This window comes from Mycobacterium sp. (assembly GCF_025965855.1).
Taxonomy (GTDB): domain Bacteria; phylum Actinomycetota; class Actinomycetes; order Mycobacteriales; family Mycobacteriaceae; genus Mycobacterium.
The window spans coordinates 1-22,920 of the sequence record NZ_JAOPWB010000297.1 but is presented as its reverse complement, the minus strand read 5'-3'; the positions used below and the strand labels follow the sequence as shown (position 1 = coordinate 22,920).

At 68.3% G+C, this 22,920-nt stretch carries 24 protein-coding genes and 3 pseudogenes; 9 read left to right on the top strand and 18 right to left on the bottom strand.

All coding sequences use genetic code 11. The features are described 5' to 3' along the window. Positions 1 to 19: 19 nt before the first annotated feature. Entirely contained in the window at positions 20 to 805 is a 786-nt protein-coding gene (pyrH, locus tag JWP83_RS25505; protein ID WP_297736756.1) for a UMP kinase, read from the bottom strand. A gap of 362 nt (positions 806 to 1,167) precedes the next feature. Between pyrH and JWP83_RS25500 the strand changes: the two genes are divergently transcribed. After that, positions 1,168 to 1,404: a CsbD family protein gene (locus tag JWP83_RS25500; protein ID WP_297736753.1), complete on the top strand. Its 237-nt coding sequence runs from the start codon at positions 1,168 to 1,170 to the stop codon at positions 1,402 to 1,404. Between the two features lie 199 nt (positions 1,405 to 1,603). Continuing rightward, the gene (locus JWP83_RS25495) at positions 1,604 to 2,350 is read left to right on the top strand and encodes a response regulator transcription factor (RefSeq protein ID WP_297736790.1); all 747 of its coding nucleotides are present in this window, start codon (positions 1,604 to 1,606) and stop codon (positions 2,348 to 2,350) included. 55 nt (positions 2,351 to 2,405) lie between these two features. Here the strand turns inward: JWP83_RS25495 and JWP83_RS25490 are convergent, their stop codons facing one another. Continuing rightward, on the bottom strand, positions 2,406 to 3,341 hold the full coding sequence (locus JWP83_RS25490) for a lysophospholipid acyltransferase family protein (RefSeq protein ID WP_297736750.1): 936 nt from the start codon (positions 3,339 to 3,341) through the stop codon (positions 2,406 to 2,408). A 96-nt stretch (positions 3,342 to 3,437) separates the two neighbouring features. Beyond that, positions 3,438 to 3,992, bottom strand: coding sequence for an MPT63 family protein (locus JWP83_RS25485; protein WP_297736747.1), 555 nt, complete (start codon positions 3,990 to 3,992; stop codon positions 3,438 to 3,440). A gap of 395 nt (positions 3,993 to 4,387) precedes the next feature. On the opposite strand from JWP83_RS25485, the gene JWP83_RS25480 reads away from it, so the two are divergent. Then, positions 4,388 to 5,227 carry an SDR family oxidoreductase gene (locus JWP83_RS25480; RefSeq protein WP_297736744.1) on the top strand — a complete coding sequence of 280 codons (840 nt, stop codon included), beginning with the start codon at positions 4,388 to 4,390 and terminating at the stop codon, positions 5,225 to 5,227. A gap of 14 nt (positions 5,228 to 5,241) precedes the next feature. Here the strand turns inward: JWP83_RS25480 and JWP83_RS25475 are convergent, their stop codons facing one another. The 3 genes from JWP83_RS25475 to JWP83_RS25465 are packed head-to-tail and all read right to left on the bottom strand — an operon-like array spanning position 5,242 to position 6,581. Next, the gene (locus JWP83_RS25475; RefSeq protein WP_297736741.1) at positions 5,242 to 5,568 is read right to left on the bottom strand and encodes a DUF2795 domain-containing protein; all 327 of its coding nucleotides are present in this window, start codon (positions 5,566 to 5,568) and stop codon (positions 5,242 to 5,244) included. 40 nt (positions 5,569 to 5,608) lie between these two features. Beyond that, entirely contained in the window at positions 5,609 to 6,022 is a 414-nt protein-coding gene (locus JWP83_RS25470; RefSeq protein WP_297736738.1) for a ChaB family protein, read from the bottom strand. Between the two features lie 22 nt (positions 6,023 to 6,044). After that, entirely contained in the window at positions 6,045 to 6,581 is a 537-nt protein-coding gene (locus tag JWP83_RS25465; RefSeq protein WP_297736735.1) for a DUF1360 domain-containing protein, read from the bottom strand. 133 nt (positions 6,582 to 6,714) lie between these two features. Here JWP83_RS25465 and JWP83_RS25460 point away from each other — a divergent pair, with 133 nt between their 5' ends. Continuing rightward, positions 6,715 to 7,134: a MarR family winged helix-turn-helix transcriptional regulator gene (locus JWP83_RS25460; RefSeq protein ID WP_297736731.1), complete on the top strand. Its 420-nt coding sequence runs from the start codon at positions 6,715 to 6,717 to the stop codon at positions 7,132 to 7,134. Between the two features lie 5 nt (positions 7,135 to 7,139). Here JWP83_RS25460 and JWP83_RS25455 read toward each other — a convergent pair whose 3' ends face one another. Genes JWP83_RS25455 through rpsB form a run of 3 tightly spaced genes read right to left on the bottom strand, consistent with a single transcriptional unit; the run spans position 7,140 to position 10,281 of the window. Continuing rightward, a complete protein-coding gene (locus JWP83_RS25455) occupies positions 7,140 to 8,546 on the bottom strand; it encodes an amidase (protein ID WP_297736727.1) in 1,407 nt (468 codons plus the stop codon). A gap of 31 nt (positions 8,547 to 8,577) precedes the next feature. Next, positions 8,578 to 9,408 (bottom strand): translation elongation factor Ts, encoded by an 831-nt coding sequence (gene tsf / locus JWP83_RS25450; RefSeq protein ID WP_297736724.1) that lies wholly within the window; start codon positions 9,406 to 9,408, stop codon positions 8,578 to 8,580. Between the two features lie 12 nt (positions 9,409 to 9,420). Next, positions 9,421 to 10,281, bottom strand: coding sequence for a 30S ribosomal protein S2 (gene rpsB / locus JWP83_RS25445; protein ID WP_297736721.1), 861 nt, complete (start codon positions 10,279 to 10,281; stop codon positions 9,421 to 9,423). Positions 10,282 to 10,566: 285 nt separating this feature from the next. Here rpsB and JWP83_RS25440 point away from each other — a divergent pair, with 285 nt between their 5' ends. Both JWP83_RS25440 and JWP83_RS25435 read left to right on the top strand, forming a co-directional pair. Next, on the top strand, positions 10,567 to 11,058 hold the full coding sequence (locus tag JWP83_RS25440) for a M23 family metallopeptidase (RefSeq protein WP_297736718.1): 492 nt from the start codon (positions 10,567 to 10,569) through the stop codon (positions 11,056 to 11,058). A gap of 106 nt (positions 11,059 to 11,164) precedes the next feature. Then, positions 11,165 to 12,131 (top strand): annotated as a pseudogene (locus JWP83_RS25435) (TIGR03621 family F420-dependent LLM class oxidoreductase). A 3-nt stretch (positions 12,132 to 12,134) separates the two neighbouring features. On the opposite strand, the gene JWP83_RS25430 reads toward JWP83_RS25435, so the two are convergent. The 9 genes and pseudogenes from JWP83_RS25430 to JWP83_RS25390 all read right to left on the bottom strand — a co-directional run. Continuing rightward, the gene (locus tag JWP83_RS25430) at positions 12,135 to 13,052 is read right to left on the bottom strand and encodes a tyrosine recombinase XerC (RefSeq protein ID WP_297736715.1); all 918 of its coding nucleotides are present in this window, start codon (positions 13,050 to 13,052) and stop codon (positions 12,135 to 12,137) included. A gap of 57 nt (positions 13,053 to 13,109) precedes the next feature. After that, positions 13,110 to 14,270 (bottom strand): alpha-hydroxy-acid oxidizing protein, encoded by a 1,161-nt coding sequence (locus JWP83_RS25425; RefSeq protein ID WP_297736712.1) that lies wholly within the window; start codon positions 14,268 to 14,270, stop codon positions 13,110 to 13,112. Positions 14,271 to 14,294: 24 nt separating this feature from the next. Continuing rightward, positions 14,295 to 15,140 carry a siderophore-interacting protein gene (locus JWP83_RS25420; RefSeq protein WP_297736709.1) on the bottom strand — a complete coding sequence of 282 codons (846 nt, stop codon included), beginning with the start codon at positions 15,138 to 15,140 and terminating at the stop codon, positions 14,295 to 14,297. Positions 15,141 to 15,226: 86 nt separating this feature from the next. Next, positions 15,227 to 16,357: a DNA-processing protein DprA gene (gene dprA / locus JWP83_RS25415; RefSeq protein ID WP_297736706.1), complete on the bottom strand. Its 1,131-nt coding sequence runs from the start codon at positions 16,355 to 16,357 to the stop codon at positions 15,227 to 15,229. Then, positions 16,354 to 17,865: a YifB family Mg chelatase-like AAA ATPase gene (locus JWP83_RS25410; protein ID WP_297736703.1), complete on the bottom strand. Its 1,512-nt coding sequence runs from the start codon at positions 17,863 to 17,865 to the stop codon at positions 16,354 to 16,356. Before JWP83_RS25410 ends, dprA begins: the two co-directional genes overlap by 4 nt. Next, entirely contained in the window at positions 17,865 to 18,233 is a 369-nt protein-coding gene (locus tag JWP83_RS25405; RefSeq protein ID WP_297736700.1) for a YraN family protein, read from the bottom strand. Before JWP83_RS25405 ends, JWP83_RS25410 begins: the two co-directional genes overlap by 1 nt. 137 nt (positions 18,234 to 18,370) lie before the next feature. Then, positions 18,371 to 18,766, bottom strand: a complete 396-nt coding sequence (locus tag JWP83_RS25400; RefSeq protein ID WP_297736695.1) for a heme-binding protein — start codon at positions 18,764 to 18,766, stop codon at positions 18,371 to 18,373. 275 nt (positions 18,767 to 19,041) lie between these two features. Beyond that, positions 19,042 to 19,467, bottom strand: a pseudogene (locus JWP83_RS25395) (VOC family protein); the annotation flags it as partial. 64 nt (positions 19,468 to 19,531) lie between these two features. Continuing rightward, a pseudogene (locus tag JWP83_RS25390) lies at positions 19,532 to 19,824 on the bottom strand (helix-turn-helix transcriptional regulator); the annotation flags it as partial. A gap of 148 nt (positions 19,825 to 19,972) precedes the next feature. On the opposite strand from JWP83_RS25390, the gene JWP83_RS25385 reads away from it, so the two are divergent. The 3 genes from JWP83_RS25385 to JWP83_RS25375 all read left to right on the top strand — a co-directional run. Continuing rightward, entirely contained in the window at positions 19,973 to 20,998 is a 1,026-nt protein-coding gene (locus JWP83_RS25385) for an iron ABC transporter substrate-binding protein (RefSeq protein ID WP_297736692.1), read from the top strand. Further along, entirely contained in the window at positions 20,999 to 22,573 is a 1,575-nt protein-coding gene (locus JWP83_RS25380) for an iron ABC transporter permease (RefSeq protein ID WP_297736689.1), read from the top strand. After that, positions 22,570 to 22,920 (top strand): ATP-binding cassette domain-containing protein (locus tag JWP83_RS25375; protein ID WP_297736686.1); only part of this gene is annotated, 351 nt, incomplete at its 3' end. The genes JWP83_RS25380 and JWP83_RS25375, both read left to right, overlap by 4 nt.

Here is a 22,920-nt window from a genome sequence, read left to right as displayed (position 1 = left end):
TCATTTCCGCGTCTTCCCCTCAGGTGGTGACCAGCGTTCCGATCTTCTCACCAGCGACCGCACGAGCGATATTCCCATTGGTCAGCAGGTTGAACACCAGGATCGGCATGCCATTGTCCATGCACAGGCTGAACGCGGTGGCATCGGCCACTCGCAGCCCGCGGTCGATGACCTCGCGATGGCTGATCGCGGTGATCAGCTCGGCCTCGGGGTTGTGCCGCGGATCGGCGGAAAACACGCCGTCGACCGCCTTGGCCATCAAGACCACCTCGGCACCGATCTCCAGCGCCCGCTGCGCGGCCGTCGTGTCCGTGGAGAAGTAGGGCAGGCCCATGCCGGCCCCGAAGATCACCACCCGGCCCTTCTCCAAGTGGCGGACGGCGCGCAACGGCAGGTAGGGCTCGGCGACCTGACCCATGGTGATCGCGGTCTGGACCCGCGTAACGATGCCTTCCTTTTCCAGGAAGTCCTGCAGGGCGAGGCTGTTCATGACGGTGCCGAGCATGCCCATGTAGTCCGAACGCGTGCGCTCCATGCCCCGCTGCTGAAGCTGTGCGCCACGGAAGAAGTTGCCGCCGCCGATCACCACCGCGACCTGGACACCGCCGCGGACCACCTCGGCGATCTGGCGCGCGACCTGCGCCACCACGTCGGGATCCAGGCCAACCTGGCCGCCGCCGAACATTTCGCCACCGAGCTTGAGCAACACTCTTGAATACTTGGATCGGCTCTCCGGCTGCCCGGAATCTCCATTCTCCGGTGAAGATGTCGGTACGCCGTTGGCGCTTTTCGTCGGCTCCGTCATCAGACTCCTCGCATGAGAGTGCCATCCCGGGCGAACTCATCCGGAACGGCATTTCACATCCTGCCTCATCGCAGCACAATGTTGGCCCGGCGGGGTGCATTATCTGCGCAGTCGGCGATTTGGGTGGATCCGCCGCCACATCGGCCAAAGGTGGACCCCGCTATCGCACCGACACGGCTTTCCTTCCGGCGCCGGATGTTTGAGCGGGTGGCCGGGCGGGGAATCCGCACCTAACGCGGGGGGCGAACCCACGGTCTTGAGAATAAGGACCATGCCTCCCGCGTGATGGGGCCGATCGCGTGGGCGATCGGCGTTGAGCGGGAATCGCTCAATCACGTACGCCAATGAGGAGGAACAAATCCATGGCGGACAACAAATCGGGACCTGCCGAAGCCGTTAAGGGCGTCGTCGAGGACGTCAAGGGCAAGGCCAAGGAAGCAGTCGGCGCGGTGACCGGTCGTGACGACCTCACGCGCGAGGGCGAGGCCCAGCAGGACAAGGCGGAAGCTCAGCGCGACGCGGCGAAGAAGGAAGCGCAAGCGGAGGCCGCTCGCGGCGGCGCCAAGGCGGCCGAGGAGCGCCAAAAGGCCAACCAGTAGCTTGTCGCTGAGATGGGTCCGGTCCGTTTTCACGGACCGGACCTGTCGACTTTCCGGGCCCGGAGTATTGATCCCGCGCTGGCGGGCAATAAACTTTGCATAGTTTTGCTCTGAATCGGGTACTCAGCGCTGCGCTGGCAGACATCTCACCGTGAGGTGCCTACGGGTGGGGGGCGACGACAAACTCACGAGTTTGGAGATGTCTTTGGAAGTTTTACTGCTCACCGATGCAGACGATTTCGAATCGGCCTTGCCCACCCTGAAGTCGTTCACGCAAACGGTGCGACGCGCCCCCCTTACCCGCCATATCGATGGGCATCACGGGAGTGCCGATGTGGCGATCATCGACGCACGCAGCGACCTCGACGCGGCCAGGGATGTCTGCCGGCGACTGACGGCCGACGCACCGTCCATCGCGGTGGTGGCCCTGGTGGCACCGGCGGACTTCGTGGCGGTGGACGTGGACTGGCACTTCGACGACGTGCTGCTGCCCGCCGCCGGGGCCGACGAGCTTCAGGCGCGGCTGCGACTTGCGATCTCGCGCCGGCGCAGCGCGATGGACGGCAGCTTGAAATTCGGCGACCTGGTGTTGCACCCCGCCAGCTTCACGGGATCGCTGAACGGCGAAGACCTGGGCCTGACGCTCACCGAGTTCAAGTTGGTGAATTTCCTTGTGCAGCATGCCGGCCGGGCCTTCACCCGCACCCGGCTGATGCACGAGGTGTGGGGTTATGGCTGCAACGGTCGGGTCCGCACGGTCGACGTTCACGTGCGGCGGCTGCGTGCCAAGCTCGGAACGAAACACGAATCGATGATCGACACCGTCCGCGGTGTCGGTTATATGGCGGCGACGCCGCCGCAACCGGAATGGATTCTCAGCGGTTCGACGCTGACCCCGGTCTGGACGTCGACGGCACGGCCCGCCACGGATCCCATCGCGCACTAGCCGTATTGCGGCCCGGCCCGAAAGGCCTTGCCGTGCCCCGCCTTTCGCAAATTGATCAGGCAAATAGCGGTAATGCGCGCTTGCGCGCCAGCGCGTCCATACCTTCCTGGATGGCGCCTTGCACCTCGTGGTATTTGCGCTCGACGTAGTCGTCGTCCTCGGCGCGTGCGGGATCGTGGTCGAGCTCGACGGCCGGCATGAAGCGGGTCCGGATCTTGGCCGGGAGCGGCAGCTGAGGCAGCGCCGCCGGGGCGATCCCCCACGGCAAGGAAACCGCCACCGGGAAGACTTTGAGCCGCAGCAGGCGGTCGAGTTTCAGCACCTTGGACAGGCGGTCGCCGCGGATCAGCACCGGCATCGCGTCGGCGCCGCCGACCGTCGCGATCGGCACGATCGGCACCCCCGCGCGAATCGCCATTTTCACGAACCCCTTTCGACCCGCCAGGTTGGCGCGATCGCGTTCGCTCCACGGGCGCAGCGAGTCCACTTCCCCGCCCGGCCACAGCGCCACGTCGCGCCCCTCCGCCAACGCCGTGGCGATCGCGTCCGGCGCGGCCGGAAGCACACCCATCGACCGGAAGTACCGCCCGACGATCGGGATGGCCATCAACGCGTCGTGCGCCGTGCCGTGCAGCGGGCGATCCTGGCCGAAGCGTCGCCACCATTGCAGGCCGACGGTCCACGCGTCCCAGACGAACGGGGCGCCCGAGTGGATTCCCACCAGCAGAGCCGGCGGCTCGGGGATGTTCTCCCAGCCGTCGATCTCCATGCGGAACCAGTAGTCCACCAGCACATTCCAAAAAAACTTCTGACGCTGCAGCGTGGTTTCATCCTGGCCACTGAGGTCCCACTCACCGGCGCGGTTGGCCACCCAGCCGCTGAGCCCGCCGTCCTGCTTGTCTCGCTTGTCTTGCATGGACGCCCGCGCCTGGTCGGCGTGTTGCTGCGCCTGTTCACGTACGTCGGCGGGCCTGTGATCGGTTTCGGTCATATACGCCGGGTACCCCGTTCGGCCGCGCAGGATGCCCCGGATACGCAAACCTCCCCGCGTCACTCGGCGTGGCGCGGGGAGGGATCTGCAACCGGATTAGGTGTGTGCCGGGCCGGGAGGGGCACCCGGTGGCGGACTTGCGTTCGGTGAGCCAGGCGCCGAGGCCCCCGGAACGTTCGACGTCCAGATCAGGACGTCTTGCATTCCGTCGTTGTAGACGACGCCGTTCGGCGGTGCGCCGGTGACGTCGAAGTACAGCGTGCCCGTCGATTCGGTGCCCTGCGGGATAGGCGCCGGGTTGAGGCTGCTCGGGGCCGCAACCTTGTCGATCACCCGGTAGTTCTGACCGTTGGGCCCGCGGGCGATGAAATCGTTAACCATCGGGGTAACGATCCCGCCGTCCGACCTGGCGGTGACATCCGCCTGGTAGAGCGTCCCTTTAGGGGTGTAGCCGGGAATCGAAGCGTTACTCGGCTGCAGGTTGCTCACTGTGTAGTTGGTGACCATGGGCCCGTCAATGAGTTGTTCGCTGGTGCCGAATCCCTGGATGTTGGGCGGCGCAGCGGAAGCGGTTGCTGCTGCCAAAACGCCTGCAGCCGCTATACCGCCGGCAGCAATAGCACTCTTTACAGCGGTTGTGGTGACCTTCATAGGTATTCCTTTCGTGTCGAACAATCGCTCCCACGTAGGGCGATAACCGCACCGGGTCGCATTACCGTTTGAGGGTATGGCTAAACACCGATAAACCGCTCAATTACCCCAGGCCGCCCGGCTACCTGCGCCGACGGCCATGACGATTTTTTGTGACGCAGCGCTTTTCGCGTCACAAAATTAACATTGGCATCACTGGTTGCCCTATCCGGTGATTATTTCCCGCGGCAAGGGGGAGCCGCAGCCTAGAACTCACCTGCTTACTCGAGGGGCACCGTGCACGGCAACCGGCCCCGCCGGCGGACGGCGATCCGGATGTCCCTGCGGCGGGCCCTAACATCCGCGAATCCTGAAGGCGCTCTGCTGCAATGCGAATTACGAAAGGGGAAGTGGCAATGGGCTTTCCGGCTCAGCAACAAACCGTTCCGGGCGTGCAAGCACAGATGAAGCCCATTCCGGACTGCGGCCAAAACAGCTATCGGGGTTCGGGAAAGCTCACCGGGAAAAAGGCGATCATCACCGGCGGGGATAGCGGCATCGGGCGCGCCGTCGCCATCGCGTTTGCCCGCGAGGGCGCCGACGTTCTCATCTCCTATCTGAACGAGGACGAGGACGCGCGCGATGTCGCCCGTTATGTCGAAGAGGCGGGCCGCAAATGCGTATTGGTCCGCGGTGACCTGTCCGACGCGGACCATTGCCGGGCGGTGGTCGACCGGGCGGTCGGAGAATTCGGCGGCATCGACATCCTCGTCAACAACGCGGTCTACCAGATGATGCACAAAAGCCTCGATGAGATCAGCGACGAGGAGTGGGACTACACCTTCCGGCTCAACGTCGGCGCCTACTTCTACCTCGCCAAGGCCGCCCTGCCGCACATGGGCCCCGGCTCGTCGATCATCGGCAGTTCCTCGGTCAACTCCGATTCGCCCAACCCCACCCTGGCGCCCTACGCGGCGACGAAGGCGGCCATCGCCAACTTCTCGGCCAGCCTCGCTCAGCTGTCGGGCGACAAGGGAATCCGTGTCAATAGCGTGGCCTCGGGCCCGATATGGACACCGCTGATCCCGTCGACCATGCCCCCGGAAAGCGTGGAATCGTTCGGGGACAACGTACCGCTGGGGCGCGCCGGTCAGCCGGCCGAGCTGGCGCCGATCTACGTCCTGCTGGCCTCCGACGACGCGAGTTACATTTCAGGGGCGCGGGTGGCGGTGACCGCCGGCCGGCCGATTCTTTAGGGCGCGAACTGCGTTCAGGAGCCGCGGTTTTCGCCCAATTCGTCGACGATCGGGCTGCGGCTTTCGAGGTCTTTGGCGGTTTCGGCGAGACCCGGCTTGGTGTGGGTACGACGCGCGGCGGCCTTGTCGCCGTCGCTGATGTCGTGGTCGTCGGCGATGTTGACGGAGGCGACGACCTGGTCCACGTTCGTGTAGGTCTCGGGCGGAATCGCCCGCAACGCGCGGAGGGTCTCGTCGTCGCATGCATTGCCTGCGGCGTCCAGCAGATCCGCCTTATTCGCCGGAAAATCCACGTCGGACAGGCACTGTTGGAGTTGTCTGCGGGTGGTGGATGCGACCATGGCACTCGGGATGCCCACCGATCGTCGGCCTAAACAGCCCTCAGCGCCCTCGAACCCGGCGGTTCGCTTTCTTGATGGCGTCGACCAATTCCGACTTGTTCATCGTCGACCGGCCGCGCACGTCGAGCCGGCGCGCCACGTCGAGCAGATGCTTCTTGCTGGCGTTGGCGTCGACGCCCTCGGCCGAGCGGCCGGTGTTTCGGGGGCCACCGCCCTCGGCCAGCTCGTCCGACGGACCCTTCTGGCTCTTGGGCTCCCAGTGATCGCCGACTTTTTCGAAGCTGTGCTTGAGCGCGGAGTAGGCCACCCGGTGGGCGCGCTCCTCGCTGCCATACTCCTCGGCGGCCGCGTCATGGGCTTTCGCGAACGTGCGTTGCGCTTTGGCGTTGGAACGCCGCAGCGTGCTCGGTAACTCGTCCTTCTTCGGCGTGCCGCCCTTCGTCGTCTTGGGCATCGGATCCCCTTTCTAGTCCTTGTCAGCCCTCGGTAATCTGCTGCGCCTTCGCGTAGGCCAGCTGCAAGAAGTCGGCGCCGGCCAGGGCGGTGAACGTGCCCGTGACCAGGCGGGTCAGCCTGGGCGCGAAGATCAGCCCCATGACGAACGCGGTGGCCACCCACATGTCGAGGCAGAAGGGGCAGGTCAACAGCTCGCCCAGGCTATGGCGCAGCGCGCCGCCGTGCCTCGTTTCCTCCATCACCTCGGCCGGGCCACCCGAACCGGCATAGTGCGCGAACGGCGCGCGCAACGGGCTGGTCACCGCGTCCTTGGAGATCGTGCGCGACAGCTTGTGGGTGCCGATGGTGACGGTGACGAGATCCCGCAGACTCCAGCGCTCGGGGAGCTTTCGCCCGGTGGCCACGGCCAAGACGCCGGCGAGGGCGACCAGCATGCCGTACACACCGAGGACCACCGTGTATCCCTCCAACGGCCGGGGATTGTCTCCGCGGTAGGCGTCGGCTTCCCGCCGCGCACGCTCGGCCACCCGTTCGCTAACTTCGGTTGCATCGCCCATGGGCGCTCCTTCACGTCTGGATCCCAGTGGGTTACCCCGTTAGCCGCCCGGAAATCACCACCTTGGGTGAACGACCGGGCCGCACCGGCCAAGGTGCACGTCCGCACCCCCGAGATATGTCAAGATCGCTGACATGGGTCAGGTCGACGACGCTCCGCTCGGTTACCTGCTTTACCGGGTGGGCGCCGTTCTGCGGCCGGAGGTTTCCGCGGTGCTCGGTCCGCTGGGCCTGACGCTGCCGGAATTCGTTTGCCTGCGCATCCTTTCGCTGTACCCGGGGATGTCCAGCGCCGAGTTGTCCCGGCACACCAACGTCACCCCGCAGGCGATGAACACGGTGCTGCGCAAGCTGGAAGACGTTGGCGCAGTGGAACGGCCGGCGTCGGTGTCCTCCGGCCGCGCGCTACCGGCCACGCTGAGCGGTCAGGGCCGCGCTCTGCTGAAGCGTGCCGAAGCCGCGGTCCGCGTCGCCGACGCCCGGATCCTGGGCAAGCTGACCGGCGCGCAGCAGCGCGAGTTCAAACGGATGCTCGAAAAGCTCGGATCCGACTGAGGCGATCAGCGGGTGGCCTGGATCCGGGCCCACGGGCGGGCCTCCTCGAGTTCGTAGGCCAGTTCCAGCAGCAGCGACTCCTGCGCGAGGTCGGCCGAAACCATCATGCCCACCGGCATGCCATCGGCGGACTGGGTCAGCGGCAGCGAAATCGCCGGCTCGCCGGTGACGTTCTGCAGCGGGGTGAACGCCACCCAGCTGATGAGCCGGTCCATCACCTGCTGATAGTCGGTGGGAGCCAGGTACCCGATCGGCGGCGTCTCGTCAGCGAGGGTGGGCGTGAGCACCGCGTCGTAGCTGCGAAAGAACTCCGCGGTGCGCCGCCGCAGCCTGCGCAGGCGCACGATGGCCAACGGGAGCCGGTGCATGTTGCGGCTGGTGTGCCGGTCCAGGCCGAGCGTCAGGGCATCCAGCCGGGTGCGGTCGAATGTGTTGCCGAAGAGCCGTCGCCCGGCGCGCACCTGCGTCAGCGCCAGAAAGCCCCAATACAGCACGAAATCGTCCACAAAACTGGCCGGCACCGGGGGGTCGACGTGTTCGACGCGGTGGCCCAGCTCCTCGAGCAGCGCCGCCGACTTGAGCGTCAGCTCCCGCACCTGGGGGCCGCACTCGCGCTGGACGGATCGGGTCACCACGGCGATCGTCAGCCGCTGCCTACCGGGGCGGGTCACGTCACCGACCGGCGCCAGTTTGGGGTTTCGCCAGACTCGCTCGGCCTCCCGGTAGAAGGCGGCGGTGTCGCGCACCGAGCGCGTCAGCACGCCGTTGGCGACGATGCCCACCGGCATCCGGCGCAGCTCCGCATCCAGCGGCAACCGGCCACGCGAGGGCTTGAGCCCGACAAGTCCGTTGCAGGCGGCCGGAATCCGGATCGAGCCACCGCCGTCGTTGGCGTGGGCGATCGGCACCACCCCGGCGGCGACGAACGCGCCTGAACCCGAGGACGAGGCGCCCGCGGTGTGATCGGTGTCCCACGGGTTGCGGACCGGCCCCAGCCGGGGGTGTTCGGCGGACGCGCTGAACCCGAATTCCGACATCTGCGTCTTGCCCACCGACGTGGGCCCGGTGGCCAGGAACAGCCGGGTGAACTCGCCGTCGGCGACGGCGTTTTGGGGCGTCCACGCGTCGGTGCCGCGCATCGTCGGCTGGCCGGCGACGTCGACGTTGTCCTTGACGAACGTCGGGACGCCGCTAAAAAAGCCACTGCCTGCGCTTGCCGTTGCGGCGGACCGCGCCTGCTCGAACGCCGCGTACGCCAAGCCGTTGAGGGCCGGGTCGACGGCCTCGGTGCGGGCGATGGCGGCCTCGATGACATCGGCTCTGCCGACCGAACCGGCCCGTATGGCGTCGGCCAGGCCGACCGCGTCGAGGTCACCGAGGGCATCGTCGCCGAAAGCGTGCACGCGTCGCATGACACCGACGCTAGCCGCTGGCGCTTTTCGGCTAGGCCTGGCCCACCTCGAAGCGAACGAACCGCGTCACCGTCACACCGGCTTCGTCGAGCAGCGCCTTGACCGTCTTCTTGTTGTCGGACACCGACGGCTGCTCGAGCAGCACGGCGTCCTTGAAGAAGCCGTTCAGCCGGCCCTCGACGATCTTGGGCAGCGCCTGCTCCGGCTTGCCCTCGGCCTTCGCGGTCTCCTCGGCGATGCGCCGTTCGCTGGCCACGACGTCTTCGGGCACATCCTCGCGGGACAGGTAGCGCGCCTTGAGCGCGGCGATCTGCAGCGCGACGGCGTGCGCCGCAGCTGTGCCTGTGTCCGGGTCGGTACCCGGACCGTACTCGACCAGCACACCAACGGCCGGCGGCAGGTCCGCCGCGCGCTTGTGCAGGTAGGTCTCGACGGTGCCGTCGAAGAACGCGACACGGCGCAGCTCGAGCTTCTCGCCGATCTTGGCCGACAGGTCGGCGATGGCCTGCTCGACCGTCGTGTCACCGGCGCTCGCCGCCTTCAGGGCGTCGACGTCAGCGGCCTTGGACCGGGCCGCCGCTGCGACGATCTCGTCGGCGAGCTTCTGGAACTCGGCGTTCTTGGCGACGAAGTCGGTCTCCGAGTTGAGCTCGATGAGCGCCCCGCCCTCGGCCGCGACCAGACCTTCGGCCGTGGCGCGCTCGGCGCGCTTGCCGACGTCCTTGGCGCCCTTGATCCGCAGCGCCTCGACGGCCTTGTCGAAGTCGCCGTCAGTTTCGGCCAGCGCGTTCTTGCAGTCCAGCATGCCGGCGCCGGTGAGCTCCCGAAGCCGCTTGACATCGGCAGCGGTGAAATTCGCCAATGCTCAGCCTTCCTATGAGGGGTCAGTGGTTGTTTCGGTTGCGCCTACCGCGGCGTCCTGAGCAGAGGGGGCGGCTGTCGCGGTGGCGGAGGCTGTCGCTGTCGCTGAGGCCAGCAGCTCCTGCTCCCATTCGGCGAGCGGCTCGGCGGCCTCCGCCTCGGGCTTGCCATCGCCGCGGCCCACGCCGGCGCGTGCCTGCAGGCCCTCGGCGACCGCGGAGGCGATCACCTTGGTCAGCAGCGCGGCCGAGCGGATCGCGTCGTCGTTGCCCGGGATCGGGTAGTCGACCTCGTCGGGGTCGCAGTTGGTGTCCAGGATCGCGATGACCGGGATACCGAGCTTGCGGGCCTCGCCGACGGCGATGTGCTCCTTGTTGGTGTCGACGACCCAGATTGCCGACGGCACCTTGGCCATGTCGCGGATACCGCCCAGGCTGCGCTCCAGCTTGTTCTTCTCCCGGGTCAGCATCAGGATTTCCTTCTTGGTGCGACCCTCGAAGCCGCCGGTCTGCTCCATCGCCTCGAGTTCCTTGAGGCGCTGCAGCCGCTTGTGCACGGTGGAGAAGTTGGTGAGCATGCCACCCAGCCAGCGCTGGTTCACGTACGGCATGCCGACGCGGGTCGCTTCGGACGCGACCGACTCCTGCGCCTGCTTCTTGGTGCCGACGAACATGACGCTGCCACCGTGGGCGACGGTCTCCTTGACGAACTCGTACGCCTTGTCGATGTAGGTCAGCGTCTGCTGTAGATCGATGATGTAGATGCCGTTGCGGTCGGTGAAGATGAACCGCTTCATCTTGGGGTTCCAGCGACGGGTCTGGTGCCCGAAGTGGGTGCCGCTGTCCAGCAGCTGTTTCATGGTTACAACAGCCATAGTCGGCCATGTCCTCTTGTTGTCGGTTGCCGCCCGGCGTCGGGTGAGGCCGGGCCCTGGTGCCCGCGGGTTGCCGGACCCGTCCTGAGACGAGACCGCCGGCATCCGGTTACGACCCCAGTCGAACAGGGCCGTGGTGCGGGCACGCGAAGTCAACACGCTCGCGCGAGTTGCAGGTCAAAGTTTACACCGTCGGAGCAGGTGCTTTGTCCACAGCGGCGCCGCCGTCCACAACTAGGCCGGTGGGGCCTGGCGACGCCGATCTGGTGGCGCTGAACTGGGGATATGCGGTGCTTCGCGGTCATTGTGGCAGTAGCCGTTGCCTGCGCGGGCCCGGCGCACGCCGATACCGCCCGGCTGGACTGGCCGCTGCGACCGCGACCGGCCGTCGTCCGGGCCTTCGACGCGCCGTCACCGAACTGGAATCGCGGCCACCGCGGCGTCGACCTGGCGGGCGCACCCGGGCAGGCGGTGTTCGCCGCCGGGGCCGGGACGGTGGTGTTCGCCGGCGAGTTGGCGGGAAGGCCGCTGGTGTCGGTATCGCATCCGGGCGGGTTGCGGACCAGCTACGAGCCGGTGCGGGCATCGGTGCGGGCCGGTCAGCTGGTGGCGGCCGGCTCGCCGCTCGGTGCACTGGAGGCGGGCCACCCCGGCTGCGCCGCTGTGGCCTGTCTGCACTGGGGTGCGATGTGGGGTCCGGCAGCGCGCGCCGACTACGTCGACCCGCTGGGCCTGTTGGCGAGCACGCCGATCGTGCTCAAGCCGTTGCGCGGGTGACGACGGGATGTTGAGTGTGCGCTGAGGGCGAGGATTCGCGGCTTGGCCGCCCACGAAACACACTCGGCGCCACCCCCGCACACTCGACGCGCATACCGTCGTAGATGTGACGGGCGCCAGTGAGGCCCACCGCTCCCGTTCCGTCCGGTTCGGCCTGACTACCGGGAGGCCGCGCGGCCGCGAATGGGCCGACTTCGCGGTCGCCGTCGAAAACGCCGGGTTCGATGTGCTGACGATCCCGACCACCTCGTTCCGACGGTATCGCCGTTCGCGGGAGCGGCCGCCGCGGCGATCGCCCCGAGCGGCTGCATGTCGGAACCCTGGTGCTCAACAACGACTTCCGCCACCCGGTCGAGACCGCGCGGGAGGCGGCCACGGTTGCTGACATCTCCGACGGTCGATTCGAACTCGGTATCGGAGCCGGGCACATGAAGGCGGAGTACGACGCCGCCGGCATCTAGTTCGAGTCTGGCGCAATAGGGGTGGCGCGGCTGACCGAGTCGGCTGGCCTGATCCGGTCGCTGCTGGACGGCGAGGCGGTCGACGCCGAAGGGAAGTTCTACCAAGTCCACGCCGACGCCGGGTCGCTGGTGGCGGCCCCCGAGAGCCGTGTTCCGTTGCTGATCGGCGGCAACGGGACCGAGGTGCTCCGGCTGGCCGGGCGGCTGGCCGATATCGTCGGGTTGACGGGGTTCAGCCACAACCGCGACGCCACACAGGTCCGGCTGACACATTTCGACGCCGGCGGCCTCGACGATCGCATCGGTGTCGTACGCGACACCGCGGGTGACCGCTTCGAGCGAATTGAGTTGAACGTGCTCGTGCAGGCGGTAGTGAAGACCGACGATCGTGCCGCAGCCGCAGCGGATCTGGCCGCGACGTTCGGCGGCGTCACGCCCGAACAGATCCTTTATTCGCCGTTCGTGCTGTTGGGCACGCCCGAGCAGATGGCCGAAACCATCGCCGCGCGGTAGCAGCGTTTCGGCGTGAGCCACTGGACCGTGTTCGACGAATGGGCCGGCCGGCCCTCGGCCATGCCCGACATCGCTGAGGTCATCGCGCTGCTGCGTTGAGCCTCAGGCCCGCGGGTGAGCCTGGTCGTGCACCGCCCGCAGCCGGGCCACCGTGACATGGGTGTAGAGCTGCGTGGTGGCCAGGGTGGAGTGGCCGAGCAACTCCTGGACGATGCGCAGGTCGGCGCCGCCTTCGAGCAGATGGGTTGCGGCGCTGTGGCGCAGCCCGTGCGGGCCGATGTCGGGGGCGCCGTCGACGGCGGCCATGGTCTGGTGCACCACCGTCCGCGCCTGCCGCGGGTCCAGGCGCCTCCCGCGGCTGCCCAGCAGCAGCGCCGGACCGGATTCGGCCGTGACCAGCGTGGGACGTCCGTCGGCCAGCCACGCAGCAGTGGCCGCCTCTGCGGGTTCACCGAACGGCACCGTGCGCTGCTTGTTGCCCTTGCCCAGCACCCGCAGCAGTCGAGGGCCCATGTCGAGGTCGTCGATGTCGAGGCCGCAGAGTTCGCTGACCCGGATGCCGGTGGCGTAGAGCATCTCGACGATCAGCCGGTCCCGCAGTGCCATCGGATCACCTTGCTGCGCACCGGAATCAGCGGCCGCCATAGCGTCGAGCGCCTGGTCCTGGCGGAGCACCGCCGGCAGCGTGCGACGAGCCTTGGGTACCTGAAGCCGGGTGGCCGGATCGGTGGCGAGCAGTCCGCGCCGGCTGGCCCACGCCGTGAACGTCTTCACCGCGGAGGTGCGGCGCGCGAGCGTGGTGCGGGCCGCGCCCGCGCCGGCCTGTGCCGCCAGCCACGAGCGCAGGATCGGCAGGCTCAGTGCGGTCAGACCCGCGTCGGCAGCACGGGTGGCGAGGAAGTCGAACAGTGACCGCAGATCGCCGCGATAGGCGCGACGGGTGTGCGCCGACCGGCCGCGTTCCAGCGCGAGGTAGTCGTCGAACTCATCGAGGATCACCTCGAGGCTGGGCCCCTGCACTCCCCTACCGTGGCAGACCGCGGCGTGCAATCGGATCAGGCTGGGCGCGTGTCCGGCTTACCGGACCGGCAGCAGCGCTTCGGCGTTCAGGTCTTTGAGGGTGGGATAGCCGTCGACGGCCATGATCAGGTCCGCTTCGGCGAGCAGCGACCGCAGCACATGCACGACGCCGTCGGCGCCGCCGAGGGCAAGCCCGTAGGCGTACGGCCTGCCGACGCCCACCGCGGTGGCGCCGAGCGCGAGCGCCTTGACGATGTCCGCGCCACTGCGGATCCCGGAGTCGAACAACACGGGCAGCCCCTGGGCCGCCTCGACCACCGCGGGCAGGGCGTCGATGGCGGGCAGACCGCCGTTGGCCTGCCGACCGCCGTGGTTGGAGCAGTAGATCCCGTCGACGCCGCCGTCCCTGGCGCGCCGCGCGTCGTCGGGGTGGCAGATCCCCTTGACGATCAGCGGCAACGTGGTCAGCGAGCGCAGCCAGCCGAGGTCGTCCCAGGTCAGCGGGTTGCCGAAGACCTGGATCCAGCGCAGCACCGCGGCCTGCGGGTTGTCCTCGGGCGTTTGTTGCAAACTCGCCCGGAACACCGGGTCGCTGGTGTAGTTCGCCAGGCAGTGGCCGCGCAGCTGCGGAAAGTTCGCGGTCGACAGGTCGCGGGGACGCCAACCGGTCACCCAGGTGTCCAGCGTGACGACGATGCCCTTGTATCCCGCCGCCTCCGCGCGATGCACCAGGCTGGCGGCCAGGTCGCGGTCCGTCGGCGTGTACAGCTGGAAGAACCCCGGTGTGTCGCGAAGCTCGGCGGCGACCTGCTCCATCGGGTCGGCCATCAGCGTCGAGCCCACCATCGGAACACCGGTGCGGGCCGCCGCCCGGGCGGCGGCCAGGTCACCGTGGCGGTCCTGGGCGCACAGCCCGATGACGCCGATCGGAGCCATGAACACCGGCGAGGGCAGCTTCAGCCCGAACAGGTCGACGGACAGGTCACGCTCTTTCGCGCCGACGAACATCCGTGGGACCAGTCCCCAGTTGTCGAACGCGGTGACGTTGGCCCGCTGTGTGCGCTCGTCGCCGGCGCCCCCGGCGACGTAGGACCAGACGGACGGCGGCAGCGCCGCCTGCGCCTTGGCCTCGAGTTCTGCAAATGCCATCGGCAGCGAGGGCATAACCCCCGCCAGCCCCTGAAAGTAGATCTCGTTCTGATAGTCGCCGAATGCCATGGGCACCAGCGTGCCAGCCCGGCTCTACGTGGCCGCTTCGGCCTTCGCGAGTTCGGCCTTCCACTGGCGGAAGGTCTCCTCGGTGCGGCCGCGGCGCCAGTAGCCGGAGATCGACGCCCACTTGGCGTCGACGCCGCGTTCCTTGCGCACGTAGGGCCGCAGATTGTGCATCACGGCCTGCGCCTCGCCATGGATGAAGACCTGCACCTGGCCGGGCAGCCACAGCGCTTCCTTCACCGCAGTGATCAGGGGTGCGTTGTCGCCGGCCCGGTCCTCGCCGACCAGGTCGGCTCGACCGCCGCGAAAGATCCAGATGACCTCGACACCCTCGGGCGCGTTCAGCGCGATCTCGTCATCGGGGCCCGCGATCTCGACGAACACCTTGCCAATGGCGTTGGGCGGCAACGCTTCCAGCGCGGCACTGATCGCCGGCAGGCCGGCCTCATCACCGGCCAGCAAGTGCCAGTCCGCCGCCGGGTCCGGCGCATAGGCTCCGCTGGGCCCCATCAGGTACGCCGGCTGCCCGGGCCGGGCGGCCATCGCCCACGGACCCGCGACGCCGTGCTCGCCGTGGACCACGACGTCGATGGCGATCTCGCGGCGATCCTTGTCGGCATGGCGGACCGTGTAGGTGCGGACCACCGGCTGCTGCTCGGCGGGCAGGTCGCGAAAGCTGTCCAGAGTCAGCGGGCGCGGCAGCGCGGTGACGTCGACGTCGTCGCGAAGGAGCACCACCTTGACGTAGGAGTCGGTGAAGTCGTTGGGAGCGAAGGTGTCGAAACCGCTGCCCCCGAGCACGACCCGGACGATGTGAGGCGACACCTGTTCGGTCCGCACCACTTCGAAGGTGTGCACTGGACGTCCTGTCACCTTGCCTCCTGCCGATCAGAAACGCTTAGCCAACCTCATCGACTATACGAGCGCGACTGCGCCCGTGGGCCGCTACGTCTCACGCGTCACACCCGCTCGCCCAGCTTCCAGCGGCCGTCCTGGCGGACCACCAGACCGGCGACCTCCAATGTCGTCAGGGGCACGAGCACCTCGCTCGGCCCGAGTCCGGATGCGACGGCGATCTCGTCGACCGTACGCAGACCGCGGGCGGGCAAGGCCTCGTAGACGTGCTGCTCGGCCTCGGTCAAAGCGTCCAGTGGCGAGGCTGGCCGCCGCTCATCGGGTGCCAGTTCGCCGGCGCGGCCGACCAACTCGACGATCTCCTCGGCGCGTGTGACAAGTTCGGCACCGCTTCGCAGTAGCGCGTGACATCCGGCCGAGGCCGACGAGGTCACGGGGCCGGGTACCGCGCACACGACACGCCCCAGTGCGCGGCCCCACGCCGCGGTGTTCGCCGCCCCGCTGCGCAGACCCGCCTCGACCACCACCGTTGCGCCCGCCAGTGCGGCAACGAGCCGGTTACGCGTGAGGAACCGGTGCCGAGCGGGCCGCACTCCCGGCGGGTATTCACTGACCAGCAGTCCCTGCGCGCCGACGCGGTGCAACAACGCCGCGTGTCCGGCGGGATAGGGCACATCGACCCCGCCGGCCAGGACCGCGACGGTCAGCCCGTCGGAGGCCAGCGCCGCGCGATGGGCCGCACCATCGATCCCGTAGGCGCCGCCGGACACCACCGCGACGTCGCGCGCGGCCAGACCCGCCGCCAGGTCCGCCGCCACGTGCTCGCCGTACGCCGTCGCGGCCCGGGTGCCGACGATGGCGGAGGCGCGCTGCGAGACGTCGTCCAGCCGGCCCGGGCCGGCCGCCCAGAGCACCATCGGCGGATCTGCCCGTGGTCTGAGCAGCGCGTCCACGCCGTCGAAAGAAGCCAGTGCCAGTACCGGCCACTCGGGATCATCAGCCGTCACCAGCCGGCCACCCAACCGACCCAGGACAGCTAAATCCTCAGCGGCGCAATCGATCCCGCGCCGTGCCTCGGTGCGCCGTGCCAGGTCACCACCGACCCGGCCGGCCCGGATCCGGCGTGCCGCCTCGACCGGCCCCACCCGCGCCGCCAGTGCGGACAGGTCGGGACAGGGCGGCTCGGCGACCCGCGAGAGGTATGCCCACGCGGCCAGAGTCTCGTCGTCGCTCATCGCGTACCTCCGGGTTGGCGGAAGCTCAGGGCGGTAGTGACCTCGTCGACCCCCGGCGAAGTGCGCCCGGCAAGGTCGGAAAGGGTCCAGGCGACGCGCAACGTTCGGTCGACGCCGCGGATGCTGAGCAGCCCACGGTCCAGGGCGGCGCGCAGCGGAGCCATCGCTGCGCCGTCCGGCCGGTACCGGCGGCGCAGCAGGGCGCCGCTGACCTCGGCGTTGGTGCGGATGCCGTGCGGCTGCCAGCGGTCTGCCGCCGCTTCGCGGGCCCGCGCGACACGGTCACGCACCGCGGCGGTGGACTCACCGTCCTGGGTGGAGAACGCCCCCGCGCGTACCGGGTGCATCTGCACACGCAGGTCTACCCGATCCAGCAGCGGGCCGGACAGCTTGCCCAGATATCGGCGCTTGGCGCTCGGCGCGCAGATGCAGTCACGCGGATCCGCCGGTGCACACGGACACGGGTTCGAAGCCATCACCAGCTGGAACCGGGCGGGGTAGCGAGCCACCCCATCGCGGCGGGCCAGCCGTATCTCGCCGTCCTCCAAGGGAGTTCGCAACGCTTCCAGCGCGCTCACGCCGATCTCCGCGCACTCGTCGAGGAACAACACGCCACGGTGTGCACGGCTGACCGCACCCGGTCGGGCCAGACCCGATCCCCCGCCGACCAGCGCCGCGACGCTCGAAGTGTGGTGCGGCGCCACGAACGGCGGGCGGGTGATCAGCGGGGTCGAACCGGACAGCAGGCCGGCGACCGAATGAATGGCGGTGACCTCCAGTGACTCGCTGTCCGACAGCGGCGGCAGCAGACCCGGAAGCCGTTGCGCGAGCATGGTTTTACCGACCCCGGGTGGTCCGGTCAGCATTAAATGGTGCGCCCCGGCCGCGGCGACCTCGACGGCGAAGCGGGCGTGGGACTGACCGACCACGTCGGCGAGGTCGACCGTCGGCTCCGGCACCGGCTCGGCGGCGGTGAGTCTGTCGTCCAGCTGTGCTTTACCGCCGAACCACGCCTGCAGTTGCCGCAGCGTCCGCGCACCCCACACCTCGATACCGTCCACCAGGCTGGCCTCGGCCAGGTTGTCCGCCGGCACCACGACGGCGGGCCACCCCTCGCGTTTGGCGGCCAGCACAGCGGGCAGCACACCCTTCACCGGCCGCACCCGTCCGTCGAGGGCGAGCTCGCCGAGCAGCACCGTCTTCTCCAGCCGATCCCACGCGGTCTTGCGGTGCGCCGACAGCACCGAGGACGCCAGGGCCAGGTCATAGACCGAGCCCATCTTCGGCAGGGTGGCCGGCGAGAGCGCCAGCGTCAGCCGCGCCATCGGCCAGCTGTTGCCGCAATTGGTGATCGCCGCGCGCACCCGGTCGCGCGATTCCTGCAGCGCCGCATCGGGCAGACCGACCAGATGCACCCCGGGCAGACCCGAGGTGATGTCGGCTTCGATCTCCACGATCTCGCCGTCCAGCCCACGCACCGCAACCGAGAACGCCCTGCCCAGCGTCATCAGCCCACCCCCTGCAGGTGGGTGATCTCCGGGGTCCGCCGCCGCCCGATCCGGATACCGACAACGTCGATGCGGATCGCCGCCCAGCGCTCGTCCTGGCCGGCCAGCCACAACCCGGCAAGCCGCCGCAGCCGCCGCACCTTCTGCGGTGTCACCGCCTGCGCCACACCACCGAACTGGTCGCTGGTGCGGGTCTTGACCTCCACGAACACCACCGTCCGGGCCGCGCCGTCGGCGGCGATCAGGTCCAACTCCCCATACCGGCAGCGCCAGTTGCGGTCGAGCACCCGTAGCCCCAGGCCCAGCAGATGATCGGCCGCCAGCCGCTCACCCAGCGCACCGATCTCGGCACGCGTCAACGTAGTCATGCGTTAACCGTGCATGCCGATGCCGACAACACGCCGCCATCAGCGACCGGTCATCCCCAGCCCCACCGTCATCCACAGTCCACAACGAAACCGCCGCCACAGCTAGTGCTGCGGCGGCGGCTCGTTGGTGCGATTGGTTACGCGGACAGCGCGTCGAACAGCGTGGCGAGCTGTGCCGGCGAGACCTGGACGTTGCACTGATTACGCAGGTCCGTAAGCGGACGCACGATGTTCTGCAGGTCGATGTATTCGTTCGGGTGGGCGGTGAAGTACCCACGCACCGAAGACTGCGCCTGCGCCGGCGACTGCGTGCCCGCAGCGGTCAGCGCATCGTTGGCACCCGGATGGGTGTCCAAGTAGCCGCCGGCCGCACCGAGCACACCGCTGGCCGTGCTCGCCAAACCGCTGGCCGAGCAAGCCGGCGCGGCGGTAGCCGTCGGCAGCGCGATGGTGGCTGCGGCGACTCCCCCGAGCGCGCAGGTGGCAAATGCGCCGAATAGTCCGCGGCGCACAGAAATAGCAGACATTTTCATGGTTTTTTCCTCATTGTGTCGCCAGATGGTCGCTCTCCCCCGACCCGTTGGCCAACGTACCGGAAGGTTTCGGGGTCGAAATCCGGCTCGGTAGCGCGGTCACCCGGGTTCGGCAAGCTGTTACACCACAGAGAGTGATAAATGCCTCAATAGCAACGCGATCCGTAAGAATGCGATAAGGCCCGGCGCGAGTTCGTAAGGGTTTGCGCGAGGCGCCTTAACACATCGTGATCGCTCCGTGACCGCGCAGCGGCGCCGAGAAGGGCCGATCGGTACTGGAAGTCGGCGGGACTGAACTCCTTGGGTTCGACCAGCACCATCCAGTTGCCCGAGTTGTCGCGCTGACGGCCTCGACCCCATCCGGCCGGTCCGACGGCTCCTGCCGGAACGTGACGCCTTTGGCGGAGAGCTCCTCGTAGGTCTTGCGGCAGTCGTCGACCGAAAGGCCCAGCCCGCCGATGCCCCCCTTCTCCAGTTGGCGGCGGATGAAATCAGCGGCCCGGGGTCCAGCGGCGGCCCCGGTGTCATCAGGGTGACCTCGAGTTCAGGCTGACTCGCATGCTTGACGGTCACCCAGCGGAAGCCCTCACCCACATGGTGATTTCGGTGCCGGGCTCGAAGCCGAGGATCTTTACGTAGAAGTCGCGGGTCTCGTCCTGGTCGAGGCAGTAGACGGTGACGAGGGAGATGTTGGTGATCATGCCGAAGCGCTAACCACCGACGGCGCCGCGAGGCTTCTCCCAGGTTGCTCGGCTGTGCTCGCGCCGCCCAGCGGTCGCGGTAGGAGGTCGGGCTCTCACCCACCAGGCGGGTGAAGCGGGAGGAGAACGAGCCGAGGCTGGCGAAGCCGACCGCCATGCATACCTCGGTCACCGTCAGGTTCGCGCTCCGTAGCAGATCCTGGGCGCGTTCGATGCGACGCCGGGTGAGGTAGCGGATCGGCGTCTCGCCGTAGGTCGCCGCGAAGGTGCGGACGAAGTGGCACTTCGACACTCCGGCAACACCGCCAGCCGGACGAGGTCGAGCGGCTCACGTCGCAGATGTGCGAGCAGTCCCACCGCGACTGGCTGAGGCGAGGTGGCGGCCACGGCTCGAGAGTGGTCGCCTGCCAACCAACGAATCCCGCTGCCGGGGCCGCAAGCTAGGCGTACCTTCATTAGGTTATCCTCAGCTAACGGTGCCTCCAGCGCGGAAAGGACTGCCTATATGCGAGCACGGTGGACTCGAGTCGCGGGGGCCCTGTCGATCGTTGTAGCGCTGGCCATCGCGTTCGGTGCGGCGGCGTGCTCCAGTTCCGGCGGGAACGACGAGTTGCTGGTGTACAACGCCCAGCACGAGTCGCTGACCAAGGAGTGGATCGACGCGTTCACCAAAGAGACCGGCATCGCCGTGCAGTACCGGCAGGCTGGTGACACCGAACTGGGCAACCAGCTGATCGCCGAGGGGGCCTCCTCTCCCGCGGACGTTTTCCTGACCGAGAACTCCCCCGCGATGGCGGCCGTGGAACGCGCCGGACTGTTCGCCGATGTCGATCAGCAGACCGTCGCCCAGGTGCCGGCGAAGTATCGTCCGGCCAGCGGCAAGTGGACCGGTGTCGCGGCGCGAACCACAGTCTTCGTCTACAACAAGGACAAACTGCCCGCCGATCAACTGCCGAAGTCGCTGATGGACCTGCAGCAGCCGGCGTGGAAGGGGCGATGGGGCGCACCCCCGACCAAAGCGGACTTCCAGGCGATCGTCGCTGCCCTGCTCGCCCTGAAGGGTGAGGCCGCCACCTCGGCCTGGCTGGCGGGCATGAAGGCCAACGCCGTTGCCTACCAGGACAACATCGCCACGCTCAAAGCGGTCAATGACGGCCAGGTCGCCGGCGGCGTCATCTATCACTACTACTGGTTCCGCGACCAGGCCAAGACCAAGGAGATCAGCGGCAACACCGCGGTGCACTACTTCCGCAATCAGGACCCCGGCGCGTTCATCAGCCTCTCCGGGGGCGGCGTGCTGAAGTCGAGCAAAAGGCAGCAGCAGGCACAACAGTTCATCCGGTTCATCACCGGCAAGACGGGCCAGGACGTGCTGCAGAAGGGGACATCCTTCGAGTACCCGGTCGCCAGCGGAGTCCCGGCGAATGCCGCGCTGGTCCCGCTGAGTGACCTGAACGCCCCGCACGTTGACCCCTCGACACTGGACGCCCAGAAGGTGACCGATCTGATGACGAAGGCTGGATTGTTGTAAGTGGTCGCTCCTTCGACCTCGCGCCTGAGACCCCCGGCTTCGCGGCCGGGAACGGGAGCGCGGCCGGGCCCGGTGGTGTCCACCTCGGTGGCGGCGCTGGTCGCCGCGACCCTCATCCCGCTCGGCTATGTGGGCTGGGCCGTCGCATCCACCGGCTGGACGCGGGCCTACGAGCTTGTCTTTCGGCCGAGGGTCGGTGAGCTGCTGGCCAACACCGTTGCGCTGGTGGCGATCACGGTGCCGGTGTGCGGGCTGCTCGGCGTCGGCGCCGCCTGGTTGGTCGAACGCACCGACGTGCCCGGCCGCGCCGTGTGGCGGCCGCTGTTCGTGGCACCGCTGGCCGTACCGGCGTTCGTGAACAGCTATGCCTGGATCAGCGTCGTCCCAACGCTGCATGGACTCGGCGCGGGCATCCTCGTCGCCACGCTGTCCTACTTCCCGTTCATCTACCTGCCGGTGGCCGCCACCCTGCGCAGGCTCGATCCCTCCGTTGAGGAGTCCGCCCGCGCGCTGGGCTCGCACTCGGCCGCGGTGTTCTTCCGGGTGGTGTTGCCCCAACTGCGGCTGGCGATTCTGGGTGGTGTTCTGCTGATCGGCGTCCATCTGCTTGCCGAGTACGGCGCATTCGCGATGCTGCGCTTCGACACCTTCACCACCGCGATCTTCGAGCAGTTTCAGGCAACGTTCGCCGGGGCGGCCGGCAGCATGCTGACCGGCGTTCTGGTGTTGTTCTGCCTGGTGCTGCTGGTGGCCGAGGCGTCTGCCCGCGGGCATGCGCGATATGCCCGGATCGGCAGCGGTGCCCCGCGCCCGGCCACGCCCCTGCGGCTGGGACGCGCAGCGTTTCCCGCACTCGCGGCGCTGGTGGTGCTGGCGGTCCTGGCACTCGGTGTACCGGTGTGGACGATCCTGCGATGGCTGTGGATCGGCGGCTCGTCGGTGTGGGTCGTCGACGACGTCGGAGCGGCGCTCGCCCAGACCATCGGACTGGCCGCGGGGGCGGCCGCCCTGACCACGGTGCTGGCGTTTCCGATCGCCTGGGTCGCGGTGCGGTCCAGCGGCCTGCTCGCCCGCGTGGTCGAAGGGTCCAACTTCGTCACAAGTTCGCTGCCGGGCATCGTCACGGCACTGGCACTGGTCACCGTCACCATCCGGTTCGCCCCGCCGCTGTACCAGACGGTCGTCCTCGTCGTCTGCGCATACGTCCTGATGTTCCTGCCGCGCGCGCTGGTTAGCCTGCGCGCGGGCCTCGCCCAGGTTCCGGTGAACCTCGAGGAGGCCTCCCGTTCGCTCGGCGTCTCCCCATTGCGCACCTTCACCCGGGTGACCCTGCGGCTCACCGCCCCCGCGGCCGCGGCGGGCGCCTCGTTGGTATTCGTCGCGGTCGCTACGGAACTGACCGCGACTCTGCTCCTCGCGCCCACCGGTACCCGCACGCTGTCGCTGCGTTTCTGGTCGCTGAGCAGCGAACTCGACTACGCGGCGGCAGCTCCGTACGCGCTGGTGATGGTCCTGCTCGCGATGCCGGTGACGGTGGTGCTGTTCCGGCAGTCGACCAAGGTGGCCGCGCTGTGAAACCAGATGTGCTTCAAATCCGCGGTCTCGCCAAGGCGTTCAGCGGTCATACCGTGCTCGACGGCGTCGACCTGCGGCTCGCCGCGGGCAGCACCACGGCCGTCGTCGGGTCATCGGGTTGCGGCAAGACCACACTGCTGCGGCTGATCGCCGGCTTCGAGAAGCCCGACGGCGGAGCAGTCGCGATCGAGGGACGTCAGGTGGCGGGCACCGCGGAATGCGTTGCACCACATCGTCGGAGTGTCGGGTATGTCGCCCAGGACGGGGCGCTCTTCCCGCACCTGACCGTCGGGCAGAACATCGCATACGGCCTTCGCGGCGGTATCCGCAACGGGCGGGTGCGCGCC